Here is a 17,782-nt window from a genome sequence, read left to right as displayed (position 1 = left end):
CGTGGCAGCCGACCCTGCCGCCTCACTCCCCTTGCGACCCCCGGTGCGCCCAGCCGGTGGTGTGCTTTTCCAGCACGCTGAACAGTTCGTACATCACCATCGCCATGGCGCCCACCACCATCAGGCCGGCGAAGGCCAGGCCCATCTGCATGGACGAGCCGGCGGAGATCAGCAGGTAGCCGATGCCCTCGTTGGCGGCGGTCATCTCCGACACGGTGGTGCCCACGAAGGCGAGGGTGATCGCCACCTTGAGCGAGCCGTAGAAGTACGGCAGGGAGCGTGGCAGTCCGACCTTGGTGAGCACGTCCCAGCGCTTGGCGCCCAGCACGCGCAGCACGTCTTCCAGCTCGGGCTCCAGCGTGGCCAGGCCCGTGGCGATGTTGACCATGATCGGAAAGAAGCTGATGAGAAAAGCCGTGAGGATGGCCGGCCCCACGCCGATGCCGAACCACACGACGAGGATGGGCACGAAGGCGGCCTTGGGCAGGGCGTTGAAGGCGGTCATCAGCGGATAGACGGCGGCATACGCCAGCCGCGACGAGCCGATGACGAAGCCCAGCAGCACCCCGACCACGATGGCGATGCCGAAGCCGGCCATGGTGACCCAGAAGGTGCGCCAGGCGTGGCCCGCGATGATCCACTTGAACTCCACGAACTGCGTCCAGATCGCCCAGGGGCTGGGGAAGATGAACTCCGACACGCCCAGGCCCGAGCAGATCACCTGCCACAGCACGAGCACCGAAAACAGCAAAACCCAGGGCGACCAGCGCTCCACCCGTTTCTTGTGCAGCGCGTTCATTGCGTGATCTCCCCGCCGGTCTTGCGCAGGGCGCCGATGTGGCCGCGCAGCTCCAGCACGATGTCGGTGAATTCCTTGGTGTAGGTCAGTTCCAGCTCGCGCGGGCGCGGCAGTTCGATGTCGCGCTTGACCACGAAGCGGCCGGGGCTCTTGCTCATCACGTACACGGTGTCGGCGAGGAAGACGCTCTCGCGCAGGTCGTGCGTGACGAGGATGACGTTGAACTGCTGCTCGGCCTGCAGGTCGCGCAGGATGCACCACAGCTCCTCGCGCGTGAAGGCGTCGAGCGCGCCGAAGGGCTCGTCCAGCAGCAGCATCTTGGGCTCGTGGATGAGGGCGCGGCAGATGCTGGCGCGCTGCTGCATGCCGCCCGACAGCTGCCAGGGGAACTTGTCTTCGTAGCCGGCCAGGCCCACCTTCTGCAGCAGGGCGCGCGCGCGGGCCTCGTATTCCTTGCGGCGGGCCTTGAACTGGCTGCGGTGCGGCTCGACGATCTCCAGCGGCAGCAGCACGTTGGCGACGGTGGTGCGCCAAGGCAGCAGCGACGGGGCCTGGAAGGCCATGCCCGAGATCTTGAGCGGGCCGGTCACGGGCTGGCCGTCGATGCGGATCTTGCCCATCGACGGCATGCGCAGCCCGGTGGCCAGCTTCATGAAGGTGGACTTGCCGCAGCCCGAGGGCCCCACGATGGCGATGAACTCGCCGCGGCGCACCTGCAGGTCGATGGCTTCGACCGCAAAGTGGTTGGCGCGCAGCAACTCTTCGTTGTAGGCGAGCCAGACATCGCGAAAATCCACGAAATAGGTGTCGTCGGCCTGCATGGGATGAAAGAAGGGTTCGGAGTGAAAAGGGCCGCCAGCACAATCATTACTAGGGCATATTGCTATTGAATTTGTAGCAATTGCCGAGTGGCGCGTGGCGGGCTCGGGAGGGCCGGGGGGGGGCTGACCCCCATGGGCCGGCCCCCGGTGCCGTCACTTCCTGGGCAGGATGTTCAGCTCGGCCGCCGGCGGCAGGAAGCTGCCGTTCCACACCGTCTCGGCGTTCACGCGGGACTTGGTGCTGAAGGCGTCGGACACCTGCGAGGCCATCAGCGCCAGGCGCTGCGGCTTCGCCTGGCCGAAGCCTTCGGCCCGCGCGTCGGCGCTGTTGACCACGGTGTCGATGGCCAATTGCAGGCGGCGGGTTTCCAGGGCCACGTTCACGATGCCGTCGCGCTCCTTCACGGAGGCGATGGCGGCGCCCGGGTTGGCCATGACCTCCTTCGCGCCTTTGGTGAAGGCCTTGAGGAAGGCGCGGATCGCCTCGGGGTTCTCCTTGACCAGCTTGGGACTGGCGATGATCACGTTGCCGTACAGCTTCACGCCGAAGTCGGCATACGGCAGCACCACCACGTCGCTGGCCTTGGCGCCGCGCGCCTCCAGGTTCAGCAGCGAGGTGAAGGTGAAGCCGGTGATGGCGTCCACGTCGCCGCGCACCAGCATGGTCTCGCGCAGCGGCGGGTCCATGGCGGTCCATTGCACGTTGCCGATGCCGTTGGCCTTGGCGAAGATGGGGAAGGCGCGGCGGCCGGCGTCGAACACCGGGGCGCCCAGCTTCTTGCCGGCCAGGTCGGCGGGCTTGGAGATGCCGCTCTTCTTGAGCGCCATGACCGAGGCCGGCGTGTTGTTGTAGACCATCATCACGGCCACGGGCTTGTTCTGCGCGTCGGGGTTGTTGGCGTGGAATTCCATCACCGCGGCCAGGTCGGCGAAGCCCATGTCGTAGGTGCCCGAGGCCACGCGCTGCACGGCGCCGCCGGAGCCGTTGCCCGCGTCCACCGTCACGTTCAGCCCGGCCTCCTTGAAGTAGCCCTTGGCCGTGGGCAGCAGGAAGAACGCGGCCGGCCCTTCGAAGCGCCAGTCGAGCTGGAACTTGATGGGCGTGGGGGTCTGGGCCTGGGCCAGGGTGAACGCGCTGGCGGCGGCCAGGGCCACCACGGCTTTCAGGAGGGAACGTTTGTGCATGGGGTCTCCGGTCGTGTCGGTCGATGGCATCCCGATCAGCAAGATCGATGCCCGGTTCCAGGCTCTGCCCCCGGCGGGGCGGTGCGGGCATGAACCAATGCGGTGCATGCTGCGGGAGGGTCTCCACCGTGGTGCCTGGCGGTCGGAGCCCCTGCCGGCACGGTCGCAGGGCGGGAGGAAGGCGGGCAGAGCCGGGTTCGGCATTCCGGCGGCGCGTTCGCATCCGTGGTGACCGGTATCACCCCGTGGCGTTTCAATTTTCCCTTTTTCGAGCGAGGGGAGCCATGCCCATCCAGCCGAGTGCCTTTCCTGGCATATTCATCCGCACCTCGACGAGGGCGACCCAAGATGGAAGCGGCCCCGCGCTGCAGGGCGCCGAGTTCGTGCGGCGCAACGAATCCGCGCTGCAGCAACTGGCCTCGCGGGATTCGGGCCGTGCGCTGCTGCGGCAGATCGAGGCCATCACCGCGATGGCTCCGCGCAAGCGGGTGGTCCTGACCCCTGCCCAGAATGGCAAAGTGCATGTGCGCTCGTTCCGGCGCGACGACGCCACGCAGGAACGTATCGGCTTGAACAACCTTTCGGACATCGACGCCTACCTGAGCGAGCGGCGCGCGCCCAGTGCGTTCATGCCGGTCGTGGCGGCAGCGCCTTTGCCCGGCTGTGAAACGCCCGGTGCCGATGAAGCGTGGGTCTATACAGACCCCGAGGTCGCATGGCGGTATCCCACGCCCGAGTCCGGCGAAGGCGAACCCAGTCCTGCGGATTACGTCGCCACGCTGGCGCATGAGTTGATTCATGCCCGAGACAGCCTGCACGGCATCCATCCCGCGCGCACGGCCGACGAAACCCTTTACCTGCATCCTGTCGCGAAATCGCCGATCCCCCGTTCACTGCTGCCCGCAGAGCTGCGCACGGTCGGCGTTGGCGCCTATGCCGGCGCCGAGCCCACGGAAAACACGATTCGAGCCGAACAAGGGCTCACGCAGCGCCCCAGCTACCACGGCTTCACCACGGATGGCCACGGCGACGTGGCGGTATCGGCAGCGATGCCTGGGAAAACGCAGGACAAGTCCGTCTGAAAGGCGGCCGGGCGTGGATTGCCAACGTTTTCCGTATATCGAAATGCGGTTTTTCACCAGGGAGGGGATTCGTTTCCCGGGCGGGGGCTTCGGGACTTCCAAAAAAAGCCGGCAGGCGAGGCAAGACGATGGCTCGCATGTCTTTGCTCTCCAAACTCTCGAACCGCTTCGGTCTGGCCCGCTTCAGCGTTGATACGCCCGTGGGCCAGACACAGCGGACCCCATCGATCCCCAGTGCCGCGGTGCGGCCGCCGCTGGACGGCCCGGCGCCTCGCCGCTCCAGCGCCGCAGCATCGACCCTGCCGCCGCGTGGCGCCTTGCCGGACAGGAATGAGGCCGCTGGCCACGCCAACGCCCCGGCGGCCGCGCAGGCCGCTGCCGCCCAGCCCCAAGCCACCCATGTGCTGCTCGATGCCATGGCACAGGCCGAGCCCGACGGCTCCGCGTTGACGAAGGCGCTGTTCGGACCGGGTGGGCAGCGTTTCGGCGTGGCGGCAGATCTCGCACTCGCGCTGACCGAGATGGATTTTTCGCGCATGGCACCGATTCCGGGGCTTCCTGGCGCGCCCACCGTGATCCTGGCCGAAGCCCTGGCCGCCGCGACGGGCGGCGACGCACCACTGGCACTGGGCGCGCTGGAACTCCTGCAGGAGTTTGATCCGCAGCAGGAAATCGCCGCGGCCTGGCAGCAGCGGGCCGGTGCGCCGGACGACGACGCGGCCTCGGTCTTCTACACGCCCGCAGGCTCCTTGCATGGGGGCGACGACGAGCCGGCTCCCTTGTCGCCCCCGGTCTCGCCCGCAGTCTCGCGCTCGCCATCGGCCTCGTCGATGGAAGGGGGTTCGGTCTATCACACGCCCTCGGCCTCGCTGGATGGCGGCCCTGACCGGTCGCTGCCGGGCTCGCCGCGGCGCTCCGATGCGGGCCTGCCGAGCGATGCCACCCTGGCGGCACGGCGGGCGGTGTGGCAGGTGGCAGCCGCCCTGGCCGACACGCCCATGGGCCTGGACGTACTCCAGGCCGTCGTGGCACGCCCTGTGGATGCGGCGCACAGCCGGGACTTCGCGCTGCTGCTCAAGGCCGCAACGGCAATGCCGCCCGGGCGCGCCGAGCGGGGCGACCCTGCCGCCATCCTGGCCAGCGCGCCGGCCCTGGACACGCTGACGGGCAAGGCCGTCGCTTGCGCCGCGGCGCGGATGGTGGGCGATGTGGCCGCGGCCCTGCCCCACCGGTGGGCGCTGACCGCCGTGCGCAACGACCTGTTCGAGACCGGGCCGGGCACGGATTTTTCGGCCATCAACGGCCGCCTCATGAAAACCGGCCGCTGGATCGAGCGCGCCACGCCGGAGCGCGCGCGCCTGCTGCGCAACCCGATCTTCGGCAAGTCGCCTTTCCGGGCCCTGCGCCACGGAACGCAGAAGGTGGAGCGAGGCCCGGCCGTCGCGCGCCACCGGCTGGCGCGCGAGACGGCGCTGCGCGAGGCCGCCGCCGCTTTGCAGGACCAACTGATCGACGCCGCACCGCACCTGCGCTCGCCGGGCCCCGGCCGGGTGCCCGAGGCGTTGCTGCGCGCGGCGGTGCTGCGGCATTGCCTGGAGACGCCGGTACCGCAGTCGTTCGAACGGGCGGGCTTCGACGAGGCGGCCTGTGCCGACATCGCGGACCGCCTGGCGCTCCTGCTGTCGCGGGACCCCAGGCCGGGCCTGGCGCGCCAGTTGGCGCAATCGCCGCAGTTGCTGGCGCTGGCTGACCTGCGCCTGGATGCCGAGGCGATGGGCCAATGGTTTTCCGAGGCCCGCGAGGCGACCAGCAATGTCCAGGCGCTGGAGCGAGAAAACGTGCATTGGGTGCAGGCCGTCTCCAAGGCCCTGGCGCAGGCCGAGGAAGAGGTGCAAGGCCGCGACACCCGCGTGCCGGTGATCACCCGCGAAACCGTGCGTTCGGCATTGAAGGACATCGTCGCCAACATCGAGGGCTCGTCGCGGCTGCGGCTGAGCAGCGGCGGGCTGGTCGGCGTGGGGCTGCGGCAGATCACGTCATCGATCAGCGCGGTGGCGAGCGCCTTTTTCCTGCGGGGACGGATCGATGGCCGGGCGCAGCGCGGCCGCCAGGCGGTGTTCGAAATCGCCATGCCGCCCTACGACATGGAGCTGGTGCTGGGATCGCAGCGCCAGGTGGCCAAACAGGTGGGGGTCGGCGCGTTCGTCGGTCCGGACATCGGCGTGGCGAAGGCGGGGGTGAACGTCGATACGGTGCTGTACGGAAGGGAGGACGCCGAGATGCAGGGCATCTCCCTGCGCTTGCCGCGCATCGGCCGGCCGGTGCCCGAACTGCGGGCCGAGTTCTCGGCGCTGGTGGACGCGCTGCTCGACGGCAGCGAAGGCGGGGCGCGGGCGGATGACCCCACTGATCTCCTGCAGCGGCTGCTGCAGGAGTTTCCTGACCTCACGGTCAACCGTGTCGGCCTGGCCGGCGATGGCCGCCGCCGGCATGGGCTGGGTGCGGACCTGATGGGATCGATCGGGAAGTGGCATGCCAAGGTCAGTGCCGGTGTCGGCGGCTTCGTCGAGGCCCAGCGCGATGTCACCAAGCACTACGCCGACGCCACCGGGCGCATGCGCGTGGAACGATCGATCCAGGGAAACAACCTGCGCGCCGGGGTTGGTGCCAAGGTGTCGGCTGGCCCGTCCGCCACCGTCGCGTCGGATACCTCGTTTTCTGGCAAGGTCGACGTGTCGCTCGCCGCGGTGCAGTTCGGCGTGGGCGCGGAACACATTCTCTCGGGCGTGTCCCACCGGCGGGAGGCCGTGTACGAGGACGGCCGCCTGCATCCGCTGTCGTTCGTCGAAACGGAATACCAGAAAGTCGATGCCTTCATGGAGTCGATGAAGCCGCAGAGGGACGCGTGGGTGGACGCTGGTGCCGACCCTGCGCGCCTCGATGGCCTGTTGAACGATATGAGCGGCGATGCGGCGCCCACCCACAGCTTCGCGGCACGCCACATCGTGACGCCCGAGGCCCGCGCGCGGGACGATGCCTACCGTTCGTCCATGCAGCTGTGCGCGAAGCACCCGAGCGGCTTGCCGCAGGCCATCTCCGCGCTGGCCGAAACGGTCGAAGCGCAGTGGAAGGACCCGGCGGCCAAGCAGCCCTATTCGCTGCGCTCCTACGAGCGCAACATGGTGCAGAAGACGCAAGGCGTGGAAGTGGTGGTGCAGTTGGCGAGCGTGGAGGCGGCCGAGGCCTCGCACATCGACAACCGCCTGGACGTGCCGGCCCAAAGGCCACGCCGGGCCTGAGAGCGCGGGGCACGCGGTTCGGCCGGGGCGGCAACGGCCCGGGCGGGCCGTGGTTTGCGCCATGCCTTGTGCAGGCATCGGCTGCCACCTCGCCAGGCCGGCCCCCGGGGGCCGGCCTGGCGAGGTGGACTTTTTTTAGCGGCTCTTGGCCGCTGCCGCGTTCGCCGCGGCCAGCGCGGTCATGTTGACCACGCGGCGCACGGTGGACGAAGGCGTCAGCACATGGGCCGATGCTGCGGCGCCCAGCAGGATCGGGCCGATGGTGGTGCCGTGGCTGCCGGTGGTCTTGAGCACGTTGAACAAAATGTTCGCCGCGTCCAGGTTGGGGCAGATCAGCACGTTGGCCGAGCCCGACAGCGTGCCTTCCAGCAGCGCGGTGTGGCGGATTTTTTCCGACAGGGCCGAGTCGCCGTGCAGTTCGCCGTCGCACTCGATGTGGGGCGCCGCCTTCACGAACAGGTCGCGTGCCGCGCGCATCTTGCGGGCCGAGGGGCGCGTGGACGAGCCGTAGTTGGAGTGCGAAAGGAACGCCACCTTCGGCGGCAGGCCGAAGCGCTGCACTTCCTCGGCCGCCATCAGCGCGATCGCGGCCAGTTGCTCGGCATCGGGCGCCTCGTTGATGTACGTGTCGGCGATGAACAGCGTGTGCTGGTCCAGCGTGAGCGCGTTCACCGTGGCGAAGTCCGGCGTGCCTTCCTTCAGGCCGATCACCTGGCGCACATGCTCCAGGTGGTGGTCGAAGCGGCCCACCAGCCCGCACAGCAGCGCGTCGGCGTCGCCCAGGCGCACCATGAGCGCGCCGATCAGCGTGTTGGAGCGGCGCACCGCGGCCTTGGCGGCCTCGGGCGTGATGCCGTCGCGGCCCATGAGCTGGTGGTAGGCCTCCCAGTACTGGCGAAAGCGCGGATCGTCCTCGGGGTTGCAGATCTCCACGTCCTTGCCCGGCTGCAGCCGCAGGCCGGCCTTGGCGATGCGCGTGGCGATGACGGCGGGGCGGCCGATCAGGATCGGGCGCGCCAGGCCTTCGTCGACGGCCACCTGCGCCGCGCGCAGCACGCGGTCGTCCTCGCCCTCGGCATAGGCCACGCGCTGGGGCGCGGCCTTGGCGGCGGTGAAGACCGGGCGCATGAACATGCTGGTCTGGTAGACGAAGCGGGTGAGGCTTTCGCGGTAGGCCGCGTAGTCCTGGATGGGCCGCGTGGCCACGCCCGAGGCCTCGGCCGCCTTGGCCACGGCCGGGGCGATGCGCAGGATCAGGCGCACGTCGAAGGGCGTGGGGATGAGGTAGTCGGGGCCGAACGACAGCTCCTGGCCCGCATAGGCTGCGGCCACTTCGTCGCTCATCTCGGCCTTGGCGAGGTCGGCGATCTCGCGCACGCAGGCCAGCTTCATCTCCTGCGTGATCTTGGTCGCGCCGCAGTCGAGCGCGCCGCGGAAGATGTACGGAAAGCACAGCACGTTGTTGACCTGGTTCGGATAGTCCGAACGGCCCGTGGCGATGATGCAGTCGGGGCGCACGGCCTTGGCCAGTTCGGGGCGGATCTCCGGCTCGGGGTTGGCCAGGGCCAGGATGATCGGCTTGTCGGCCATGGTCTTGACCATCTCGGCCGTCAGCACGCCGGGGGCCGAGCAGCCCAGGAACACGTCGGCGCCGTTGACCACGTCGGCCAGCGTGCGGGCCTCGGTCTTTTGCGCGTAGCGGGCCTTGGATTCGTCGAGGTTGGCGCGGCCGTCGTGGATCACGCCCTTGGAGTCCACCACGAAGATGTGCTCGCGCTTCACGCCCAGTCCCACCATCACGTCCAGGCAGGCGATGGCGGCGGCGCCCGCGCCCGACACGGCCACCTTCACCGCGCCGATCTCCTTGCCCACCAGTTCCAGGCCGTTCAGCAGCGCGGCGCTGGAGATGATGGCCGTGCCGTGCTGGTCATCGTGGAACACCGGGATGTTCAGGCGCTTGGAGAGTTCGCGCTCGATGTAGAAGCACTCGGGCGCCTTGATGTCTTCCAGGTTGATGCCGCCGAGCGTGGGCTCCAGCGACGCGATGATCTCCACCAGCTTGTCGGGATCGCGCTCGGCCAGCTCGATGTCGAACACGTCCACGCCCGCGAACTTCTTGAACAGGCAGCCCTTGCCTTCCATCACCGGCTTGCCGGCCAGCGGACCGATGTCGCCCAAGCCCAGCACGGCCGTGCCGTTGGTGATCACACCCACCAGGTTGCCGCGCGCCGTGTAGTCGAACGCCAGGGACGGGTCGGCCTGGATGTCCAGGCAGGGGTAGGCCACGCCCGGCGAGTAGGCCAGCGACAGGTCGCGCTGGTTGGACAGCGGCTTGGTCGGCGTGACCGAAATCTTGCCGCGGCTGGGGTTGCGGTGGTATTCGAGCGCGGCTTCGCGCAGGGCCTGCTCGGCTGCGGACAGTGTGTGTTGTGTCATGGATGGAGATCCTAGGGAGAAATGCGCAGGGAGCTTACTCCAAGCGGGACGCGGAAATCCTCCCTGCCAATGCGGATTGCGCATGGCGTGCAACGCGTTCGCAAAGGCCCGCGCGATGGCGCCGCCATGGTGTCGACATCGCACGGCTTCAGAAGCTTTCCCACTCTTCCTGGCTGCCTTTCGTGGGAAGTGCGCGCGGCACGGCCCGTGCCGGCGCGGGCCGTGTCGCCGCCCTGGCGTGGGGGAGGGCGCGGGCCGGCTGGCTGCGATGCACAGGCACCTCGCGCGGGCGCAGGAGCGGGGCATGCGCCTTGGCCGCAGCCGGCGGTGCCGAAGGCAGGGGCGCGGCTTCGTCGAGCTTGAAGACGCCCACGGCGGCCACCAGCTGCTTGACCTGCTGGTCGAGGCTGTCGGCCGCCGCCGCGGATTCCTCCACCAGGGCCGCGTTCTGCTGCGTCACCTGGTCGAGCTGCATCACGGCTTCGTTGATCTGGCTGATGCCCGAGGTCTGCTCCTGCGTCGCCGACGTGATCTCCTGGATCAGGTGGCTCACGCGCTGGACCTGCCCGACGATGTCCTCCATGGAGGTGCCCGCGGCATTGACGAGCTGGCTTCCGTTGGCCACCTTGTCCACGCTGTCGTTGATGAGCGTCTTGATCTCCTTGGCGGCTTCGGCGCTCTTTTGGGCGAGGCTGCGGACCTCGCTGGCCACCACCGCGAAACCGCGGCCCTGCTCACCGGCCCGGGCCGCCTCGACGGCGGCATTGAGGGCCAGGATATTGGTCTGGAACGCGATGCCGTCGATGACGCCGATGATGTCGGCGATCCGCTGGGACGAGTGGTTGATCTCTCCCATCATCGACACGACCTGCCCGACCACCTCGCCGCCCTTTTGCGCGGCCTGGCTGGCGGACTGGGCCAGCTGCGCGGCCTGCTTGGCGGTGTCCGCGCTGCTCATCACCGTGCTGGTCAGCTCCTCCATGGAGGCGGCGGTCTCCTCTAGGTTGCTCGCCTGCTCTTCGGTGCGTTGCGACAGGTCGGCGTTGCCGGTGGCGATCTGGGTCGCACCCACGGCGATGTTGCCGCTGCTGGCGCGCACCGTGCCGACCACCTCGCGCAGCGAGGTTTGCATGGTCTGCATGGCCGCCACCACGCTGCCCGGGGCGGCGCGGGAGGTGTCGATGGGGAAGGTCAGATTTCCCTGCGCGATGGCACCGGCCACCCGGGCCACATCGGCCGGCTCGCCGCCCAGCTGGCGCGTGAGCCCCCGCGTGAGCAGGACGCCGATCAGGATGCCCAGGATCACGCCGCCGATCGTGAGGCTGATGAGGATGAAGCGCACCTGGGTGTAGATCTCGGTCGTCTTGTCGTTCAACTCCTTGGCATTGCTTCGCTTGCGATCGACGAGCTGCCCCAGCAGGTCGTCGGCCTTGTCCGCGATCGGCCGGACCTCGTTGATCTTCATCACGGAAGCCCGCGTGTTCGACAGCTCCTCCGTCTGAAGGAGCGCCAGCACGGATTGAAGGCCTGCATCGTAGGCTTGCAGCGCCTGCTGGGTCTCGCGGACCCGGGCCTTGCCCTCGTCGGTCACGAAGAAGTTGCTGGCCTTGGACAGCTCTTCGTGCGTGGTCTTCAGTCGTGCCTGAACGGAGGCCGTGTGCATGCGCCGCTCGTCTTCCGTCGTCGCCAGCACCGCACTGCGGATCGCCCGGCTCGCGCCGATCAACTGGATGTTCGCCTCCGTGGCGTGGGACAGGCCCGTGATCTCGCGCTCGTACATCAGATCGGCCAGGTCATTGATTTCGCTGGAGCGCAGGATGCCGGCCGTGCCGATCAAAGCGCCGATCGCTGCCACGGCCAGGAAGCCTGCGATCAGCTTGGTGCCGACCTTCATTTGTTTAAACCATTCCATTTTCGGAGTCCGTTGGGATTGTCAAAGACCAGCGATGGCGCTGGCGACGCATTGGATTGCCGCAGGAATGGCCCAGGCCTCGTGAGCACTGGGTGGAGGGGCGTTGATTCACGAGGCGCCGTGACGCGCCTCGTGCAAGCAAGGTCGAGAGCCGCTTTTGTCTTTTGTCGTTGTTCGAGCCGATGGCAAAGCCTTGCAGGGACACATCGCGGGACCGTGCCAATGCCTGCGTAACCAATAGTTTCAAATCCTATCAGAAATGAAACTTATTGGTGTCATTAATGGCGATGCCTGTCAGCACGGTGCAACAAACGGAGGCGGTTGAAGTCCTGCTGCGTCCCGCACAGGCGCACGTGGAAAGGCCGCAGGCGATCAGGTGGCGCGGCAGCCGGCCAGGAAGACCGCTACGGACCGGTGCATGAGATGCGCCTGCTCCTCGGGCGATCCGGGAGGCATCGCAAAGGCCGCCAGGTTCTGCGCCGGCGACGAGATCAGGCTGGCAAACACCTTCGCCAGGGTGGGCAAGTCATCCACCACCATGGCTTCGCTGGCGAACAGGGCCGCCAGATGCTGCGCCAGAAGCGCCAGGTATTGCTCGATCAATCCATGGACCAGCGGGGCCAGCTCCGGGTGCAGCGCGATGCCGTGGATGGCGAACCGAAGCCAGTTCTGCATGCCTGGGTGCAGCAGCGTCGCATTCATTTCCAGGCCGATCCGCACCAGCTTGTCCTGCAGGGCCAGGCCGGGCGCGAACTGCAAATCGAGCTGCAATGCGGGCAGCGCGGCGGTCGCCAGCACCTCGCGCAGCAGGTTTTCCTTCGACTCGAACCGGGTGTAGATGGTGCGCTTCGTCACGCCTGCCGCAGCGGCGATGGCTTCCATGCTGGTGCCCGCGTAGCCGTGCTCCAGCATGAGGGCGGACGCGACATCGACAATGATCTGGCGCAGTTCCTGCGCGCGCTGGACGCTGGGGCGTCCGAGGGGGGAGCGGCCGACTGACGGGGCGCGACCTTCGGTGGGGGGCATGGTGGCGGGTCGTGTCTGTCGCTGTGGGGCACGAATGCTACGCCCGCGCCGCCCATGCCGCCTGGGGAACTGCCTCTAAACGGAGATGGGATGGCGAACCGGTGGCCCGCCCGATGGGCTCGCGCGTGCGAATCAGCCCCGCGTGCCGTCCCGCGCCGGCAGCGGCGCTAGCGAGTCGCGCAGGCGGTCGTGCGAGCGGGGCGCCTGCGAATCGAGCGCCTGCTCCACATGCCCGATGTGCGCCAGCATGCGCTCGCGCGCCAGGGCCGTGTCGCCGCGCTCGAGGGCCTCGACGATGGCGGCGTGCTCGGCGCACGACTGGCTGGCCTCGTGGCGCGACTGGTAGAGCGAGGCGGCCAGCGTGGTGCGCGCGGTGAGGTCACGCAGGATGCCGCTCAGGCTGCGGTGGCCCAGCGCTTCGGCCAGGCACACGTGGAAGTCGGCCAGCAGAAAAGCCCGGGTGGCGGCATCCGCATCGTCGATGGCCTGCTGCTCCTGCGCGATGTGCTGGCGCAGCCGGCGCACCACCGCCTGCAGCGGCCGCCCGGCTTCGGCCAGGATGCCGGACTCCACGATGCGCCTCGCCGAGAAGGCGTCGCGGGCGTCTTCCACCGAAGGCTCCACCACGTACCAGCCCCGGCGTGGCCGGACCTCGACGAAGCCGCGCGCCTGCAGTTGCATGAGCGCCTCACGCACCAGGGTGCGGCTCACGCCGAACAGGGTGGCCAGCGCCTGCTCGCCCAGCCGCTCGCCGGGGGCGAGCTTTTGCGCCAGGATGGATTCCACCACCTGCTGGGCGATCTGGGTCTGGCTGCTGGCACCGTTCATGGTGGGCAAGGGGCGGTGCCGGCCGTCGCTTTTCAGCGCGGCAGGGCGAGGGGCGTCGCGCCGCCGTGGCCTGCTGCGGCGTGCTTGTCCAGCGTGAAGCCGGTCACGGTGCGCGAGAGGTTGTGCGCCTGCTCGTTGAGCACGCCCGAGGCGGCGGTGGACTCCTCGACCAGCGCGGCGTTCTGCTGCGTGGCGCGGTCCATCTCGGCGACGGCCTGGTTGATCTGGCCGATGCCGGCGCTCTGCTCGGTCATCGAGCTGTTGATCTCGCCGATGATCTGCGTGACGCGCTGGATGCTGTCCACGATCTCGCCCATGGTCTCGCCCGCCGCGCGCACGCGCTGGGTGCCGGTCGTCACGCTCACGCCCGAGGCATCGATGAGCGTCTTGATCTCCTTGGCCGCCGTGGCGCTGCGGTGCGCCAGGCTGCGCACCTCGCTCGCCACCACGGCGAAGCCCCGGCCGTTCTCGCCGGCACGGGCGGCTTCCACGGCCGCGTTCAGGGCGAGGATGTTGGTCTGGAAGGCGATGGAGTCGATCACGCCGATGATCTCGCCGATCTTGGACGAGGCCTTGGAGATCTCGTCCATGGTGCTGACCGCGCTGGCCACCACTTCGCCGCCCTTGCTGGCCGATGCGCTGGCAGAGGTAGCCAGGCGCGTGGCCTGCGCCGCCGCATCGGCGGACTGCTTGACGGTGACGGTGAGCTGCGACAGCGAGGCCGAGGTTTCCTGCAGGTTGCTGGCCGAGGTCTCGGTGCGGTTGGACAGGTCGTGGTTGCCGGCCTTGATTTCGTCGGTGGCCGTCTTCATCGATTCGACGCCGTGGCGCACGTCCTGCAGCACGGTGCTGATCTTGTCCACGAAGGCATTGAACGACGAGGCGATCTGCGCCACCTCGTCGCTGCCGGAGACGGGCAGGCGGTGCGTCAGGTCGCCGCCGCCCGAGCCGATCTCGTCCATGGCGTCGCGCACCTCCGACAGACGGCGGAACGACTTGGCGGTGAGCATCGCGCCCACCGCAGCCGCCAGCACGGCCAGCAGCACGATGGCCACGGCCAGCGTCTGCAGCACGCTGCGCAGGCCGGTGGTGGCCTCGGCCTTGTCCAGGGCCACGATCAGCGACCAGTCGGTGCCCTGCACCGGGCGGGCCTTGAGCAGCTTGGCGCTGCCGTTGAGCTCCACCTCCATCGGCCGCGTCGCGCTTGCGAGCGAGGCCATGGCGGCGGGGGTGAGCAGAGGCGAGAGCTCGGTCACCGGCTTGAGGCTGAGCTTGGCGTCCGCGTGGGCCAGGATCTGGCCGTCGCTGTTCACCACGAAGCCCAGGCTGCTCGGAGTGGGGCGGATGGCGGCGACCACCTCGCGCACGCCCTCCAGCGGCACCGCACCGTTGACCACGCCCTGCAGCGCGCCGTTGCGCAGCAGCGGCGCGACGAAGGCCACATAGGGCACGCCGGTGGTGGAGTCGCCGTAGGGCTTGGTGACCGCCAGCTTGCCGGCCTGCACTGCCGCCTTGTACCAGGGGCGGGCCGTCGGGTCATAGCCCGCGGGGGTCTGCGTGGTGGACTTGAAGGTCTTGTCCTCCCAGCCCACAGTCGTGATGGGAAAGCCGTTGGCCTTGCCCATCAGGGCCACGTAGCCCTGTGGATCGCCTTGTTCCACGACCGCCGCGGTGGCGTTCACGGCGGCCGCCTTGGCGGACACCCACTGGTCGATGGCCATCGTGTTGCCCGCCGTGATGGCGTTCAGGTCCTGCTCGATGGTCTCGAACGTGTTGGTGCGGGTGATGGAGTAGGTGGCGGCACCGGTCACCGCCAGGGCACAGACGACGGTGGCGGTGCTGATGACGAGGATCTTGGAGCGCAGAGACTGAATCATGGCGGCCTCGGAAAAAGAAGTCCTGCATTACACCGTAATTGCGTTACCAGTGCTTACAGCATCCTGGAATGTGTGTGGAAGCCGCACTACACGTCCGTGGGCGCATCCAGCGCCTTGCCATCCAGCACGGCATGTGCTCGGCTCCGGTCGATGTCGCCTTCCCACGAGGCGATGGCCACCGTGGCCACGCAGTTGCCGATCAGGTTGCCCACCGCGCGGGCGATGCCCATGAACCAGTCCACCGACAGCACCAGCACCAAGCCGATCGCGGGAATGGCCGGAATCGCATGCAGCGTGGCCGCCAGCACCACGATGGCCGAGCCCGGCACCCCGTGCGCGCCCTTGGACGTCACCAGCGAGATCGCCAGGATCGTCAGCAGGTCCGCCATGGAAATCGGCGTGTTCGTGGCCTGCGCGATGAACACCGCCGCCAGGGTGATGTAGATCGAGAACGCGTCCAGGTTGAACGAATAGCCTGTGGGAATCACCAGGCCCACGGTCGAGTCGCGGATGCCCATGTGCTTGAGCTTGGCCATGACCTGTGGCAGCACGCTGTCGGACGACGTGGTGGCGAACACCACGGCCAGCTCCTCGCGCAGGTAGCGCAGCAGCTTGAACAGGCTGAAGCCCGAAAACCGCATGATCAGCCCCAGCACCACGACCACGAAGATAAACACCGCCGCATAGAACAGCGCGACCAGCAGGCCCAGTTGCTTGAGCGAGCCGATGCCGTACTTGCCCACCGTGAAGGCGATGGCCCCCAGCACGCCCAGGGGCGCGAGCTGGATGATCAGGCCCATCGCCTTGAACAGCACGGCGGAAAAATCATCGATGAGCGAGACCACCCGCGCGCCGCGCTCGCCCACCAGCGACAGCGCACAGCCGAACACGATGGAAAACAGCAGCACCTGCAGCACGTCGCCCGTGGAGAACGCGCTGATCGCCGTGTTGGGAATCAGCTTGAGCAAAAAGTCGCTGAAGCCGCCGCCCGCCAGCTTGTTGGCGTTGTCGGCATAGGCGCCCATGGCCGAGGCGTCCAGCGCCCGCGGGTCCACGTTCATGCCGACCCCCGGCTCGAACACGAAGGCCAGCACCAGCCCCAGGACCAGTGCGACGCTGGTGACCACCTCGAAATAGATCAGCGACTTGATCCCCACGCGGCCCACCCGCTTCAGATCCCCCGTGCCCGCGATGCCATGCACCACCACGCAGAACACGATGAGCGGGATCAACATCTTGATGAGCTTGATGAAGCCGTCGCCCAAGGGCTTGAGCTGCACCGCCCACTGGGGCCACAGCAGACCGACGATGACGCCGGCGATCAGGGCCAGGACCACCCGGCCAAACAGGGAACGGAAGAAGCGTTGCATGGGATCTCCGAAAGTCGCCTTGTTGGTTTACCAATCTTGCATACAAGAAATGTAGACATTCGCCGGCCCGTCGGCCTGGGGGTTATCCCGCGTGTGGCGTGGAGGCACGGCGGTAGTGCGGCGGCTTGATGAGGGGCAAAAGCGGGCTTGCGATTGGTAACTATTAATCAATTGCTGATGGGCCATTCGCCCTCCAAGCGCTTCTATCATCCGCGCCTGTCAAATGAAGACAGGAATAAAAACGGGAGGAATGACCATGAACGACATCGTGACGGTGCCGCAGGAGGCACTGCGCGCTGAACTGGCGCGCAAGATCGCACCCAAGTACGCCACACGGCTTTTTCAACTGCGTGACATTCCGAATGTGATGCGCTCCCGGCTGGGGTGGTCGGTGGCGTCGAACCTGATGGAGCGGTGGTTCAACGGGGCGGCTTACCAACTCACTCCCGAAGTGAAAGCCAGCGCGGATGGCCATCGATTGAGTCAGCTACCTTCGTCTCAACTGGAAGAACATCTCGTGAGAATGCAATGGGCGCTTGGCTTCGCCCGGGTACAAGCGGCTGTGGCAAGGCTTCAGGCAACTTGGGCAAGCCCAGCGGGGCTGGCGATGTTGAAGCGTCGTGTTGGCGACCAAATTGGTGTCCAAAAGTGCTGGCGTTTAGGAAACTTAGCGCTGCCTGCAAAGCTTCTTGAAAATACCTGCCAAGTGAATTTCTTGGTTTTTGGCCAGTGGAGTGATCCGATGGATGATTTTTATGGAGCGATGGGAGAAGCGCAACTCAAGGTGGCCGTTTCCGCAATAGTCACTTCTCACGGGCGGGGGCGCGTTGATGTGGAAGTTGACGAACTAGGCTTCTATCTGCGGGACGCATACGATTTCAACGACAGTAGAGCTTTCATTTCTCAGCCATTGGGTTGTTGGGGGTTCAATGGCATGGAGTGCGGTGTTCGTACTCAATGGAACGTACCCATCGAGGACATGACGGTAGACGAATCTCCTTCATCCGTCCAAGGCCGTAAGTACGTCGTGCAGAACCAAGACTTTCGTCGGTGGCGAGAGAAAAATCATCGCGGTGGTGATTTCATGGTTCTTTCGAACGTGCATCGGATCAAATTGCCTTTTCCTCAGAAGTTTTCTTGGTGATCA

Annotated in this window: 12 protein-coding genes; 3 read left to right on the top strand and 9 right to left on the bottom strand. The window is 67.4% G+C overall.

The features are described from left to right. Nucleotides 1–22: 22 nt before the first annotated feature. The 3 genes from AVKW3434_RS23550 to AVKW3434_RS23540 form a co-directional block, all read right to left on the bottom strand. The gene (locus AVKW3434_RS23550; RefSeq protein ID WP_284407761.1) at nt 23–799 is read right to left on the bottom strand and encodes an ABC transporter permease; all 777 of its coding nucleotides are present in this window, start codon (nt 797–799) and stop codon (nt 23–25) included. Continuing rightward, on the bottom strand, nt 796–1,620 hold the full coding sequence (locus AVKW3434_RS23545; RefSeq protein WP_284407760.1) for an ABC transporter ATP-binding protein: 825 nt from the start codon (nt 1,618–1,620) through the stop codon (nt 796–798). Before AVKW3434_RS23545 ends, AVKW3434_RS23550 begins: the two co-directional genes overlap by 4 nt. A 153-nt stretch (nt 1,621–1,773) precedes the next feature. Beyond that, nucleotides 1,774–2,805: an ABC transporter substrate-binding protein gene (locus AVKW3434_RS23540; RefSeq protein WP_284407759.1), complete on the bottom strand. Its 1,032-nt coding sequence runs from the start codon at nt 2,803–2,805 to the stop codon at nt 1,774–1,776. Between the two features lie 284 nt (nt 2,806–3,089). On the opposite strand from AVKW3434_RS23540, the gene AVKW3434_RS23535 reads away from it, so the two are divergent. Continuing rightward, the gene (locus tag AVKW3434_RS23535) at nt 3,090–3,887 is read left to right on the top strand and encodes a M91 family zinc metallopeptidase (RefSeq protein ID WP_284407758.1); all 798 of its coding nucleotides are present in this window, start codon (nt 3,090–3,092) and stop codon (nt 3,885–3,887) included. Nucleotides 3,888–4,024: 137 nt separating this feature from the next. Next, complete coding sequence (locus AVKW3434_RS23530; RefSeq protein ID WP_284407757.1) at nt 4,025–7,186, top strand: hypothetical protein; 3,162 nt, start codon at nt 4,025–4,027, stop codon at nt 7,184–7,186. Nucleotides 7,187–7,321: 135 nt separating this feature from the next. On the opposite strand, the gene AVKW3434_RS23525 is transcribed toward AVKW3434_RS23530, so the two are convergent. The 6 genes from AVKW3434_RS23525 to AVKW3434_RS23500 form a co-directional block, all read right to left on the bottom strand. Further along, nucleotides 7,322–9,622, bottom strand: coding sequence for an NADP-dependent malic enzyme (locus AVKW3434_RS23525; protein WP_284407756.1), 2,301 nt, complete (start codon nt 9,620–9,622; stop codon nt 7,322–7,324). Between the two features lie 148 nt (nt 9,623–9,770). Further along, nucleotides 9,771–11,534 carry a methyl-accepting chemotaxis protein gene (locus AVKW3434_RS23520; protein ID WP_284407755.1) on the bottom strand — a complete coding sequence of 588 codons (1,764 nt, stop codon included), beginning with the start codon at nt 11,532–11,534 and terminating at the stop codon, nt 9,771–9,773. 372 nt (nt 11,535–11,906) lie between these two features. Next, a complete protein-coding gene (locus AVKW3434_RS23515; RefSeq protein ID WP_284407754.1) occupies nt 11,907–12,560 on the bottom strand; it encodes a TetR/AcrR family transcriptional regulator in 654 nt (217 codons plus the stop codon). Nucleotides 12,561–12,692: 132 nt separating this feature from the next. After that, entirely contained in the window at nt 12,693–13,388 is a 696-nt protein-coding gene (locus AVKW3434_RS23510) for a GntR family transcriptional regulator (protein WP_284407753.1), read from the bottom strand. Nucleotides 13,389–13,420: 32 nt separating this feature from the next. Beyond that, nucleotides 13,421–15,265 carry a methyl-accepting chemotaxis protein gene (locus AVKW3434_RS23505; protein WP_284407752.1) on the bottom strand — a complete coding sequence of 615 codons (1,845 nt, stop codon included), beginning with the start codon at nt 15,263–15,265 and terminating at the stop codon, nt 13,421–13,423. 86 nt (nt 15,266–15,351) lie between these two features. Continuing rightward, nucleotides 15,352–16,635, bottom strand: coding sequence for a C4-dicarboxylate transporter DctA (locus AVKW3434_RS23500; protein ID WP_284407751.1), 1,284 nt, complete (start codon nt 16,633–16,635; stop codon nt 15,352–15,354). A 256-nt stretch (nt 16,636–16,891) separates the two neighbouring features. Between AVKW3434_RS23500 and AVKW3434_RS23495 the strand changes: the two genes are divergently transcribed. Beyond that, nucleotides 16,892–17,779 (top strand): DUF6402 family protein, encoded by an 888-nt coding sequence (locus tag AVKW3434_RS23495; RefSeq protein ID WP_284407750.1) that lies wholly within the window; start codon nt 16,892–16,894, stop codon nt 17,777–17,779. Nucleotides 17,780–17,782: the final 3 nt, after the last annotated feature.

This window comes from Acidovorax sp. SUPP3434 (genome assembly GCF_030159015.1).
In the GTDB taxonomy this organism is placed as follows: Bacteria; Pseudomonadota; Gammaproteobacteria; order Burkholderiales; family Burkholderiaceae_C; genus Paracidovorax.
Note: the sequence above shows the minus strand (reverse complement) of the source record. Positions and strands in the feature narration are given on the sequence as shown.

Excerpts from the sequence above, each read along its gene's own strand:
- AVKW3434_RS23525 (WP_284407756.1), bottom strand. The coding sequence starts at position 9,622 with ATGACACAACACACACTGTCCGCAGCCGAGCAGGCCCTGCGCGAAGCC.
- AVKW3434_RS23520 (WP_284407755.1), bottom strand. The coding sequence starts at position 11,534 with ATGGAATGGTTTAAACAAATGAAGGTCGGCACCAAGCTGATCGCAGGC.
- AVKW3434_RS23505 (WP_284407752.1), bottom strand. The coding sequence starts at position 15,265 with ATGATTCAGTCTCTGCGCTCCAAGATCCTCGTCATCAGCACCGCCACC.
- AVKW3434_RS23510 (WP_284407753.1), bottom strand. The coding sequence starts at position 13,388 with ATGAACGGTGCCAGCAGCCAGACCCAGATCGCCCAGCAGGTGGTGGAA.
- AVKW3434_RS23550 (WP_284407761.1), bottom strand. The coding sequence starts at position 799 with ATGAACGCGCTGCACAAGAAACGGGTGGAGCGCTGGTCGCCCTGGGTT.
- AVKW3434_RS23515 (WP_284407754.1), bottom strand. The coding sequence starts at position 12,560 with ATGCCCCCCACCGAAGGTCGCGCCCCGTCAGTCGGCCGCTCCCCCCTC.
- AVKW3434_RS23540 (WP_284407759.1), bottom strand. The coding sequence starts at position 2,805 with ATGCACAAACGTTCCCTCCTGAAAGCCGTGGTGGCCCTGGCCGCCGCC.
- AVKW3434_RS23500 (WP_284407751.1), bottom strand. The coding sequence starts at position 16,635 with ATGCAACGCTTCTTCCGTTCCCTGTTTGGCCGGGTGGTCCTGGCCCTG.
- AVKW3434_RS23545 (WP_284407760.1), bottom strand. The coding sequence starts at position 1,620 with ATGCAGGCCGACGACACCTATTTCGTGGATTTTCGCGATGTCTGGCTC.
- AVKW3434_RS23495 (WP_284407750.1), top strand. The coding sequence starts at position 16,892 with ATGAACGACATCGTGACGGTGCCGCAGGAGGCACTGCGCGCTGAACTG.
- AVKW3434_RS23530 (WP_284407757.1), top strand. The coding sequence starts at position 4,025 with ATGTCTTTGCTCTCCAAACTCTCGAACCGCTTCGGTCTGGCCCGCTTC.
- AVKW3434_RS23535 (WP_284407758.1), top strand. The coding sequence starts at position 3,090 with ATGCCCATCCAGCCGAGTGCCTTTCCTGGCATATTCATCCGCACCTCG.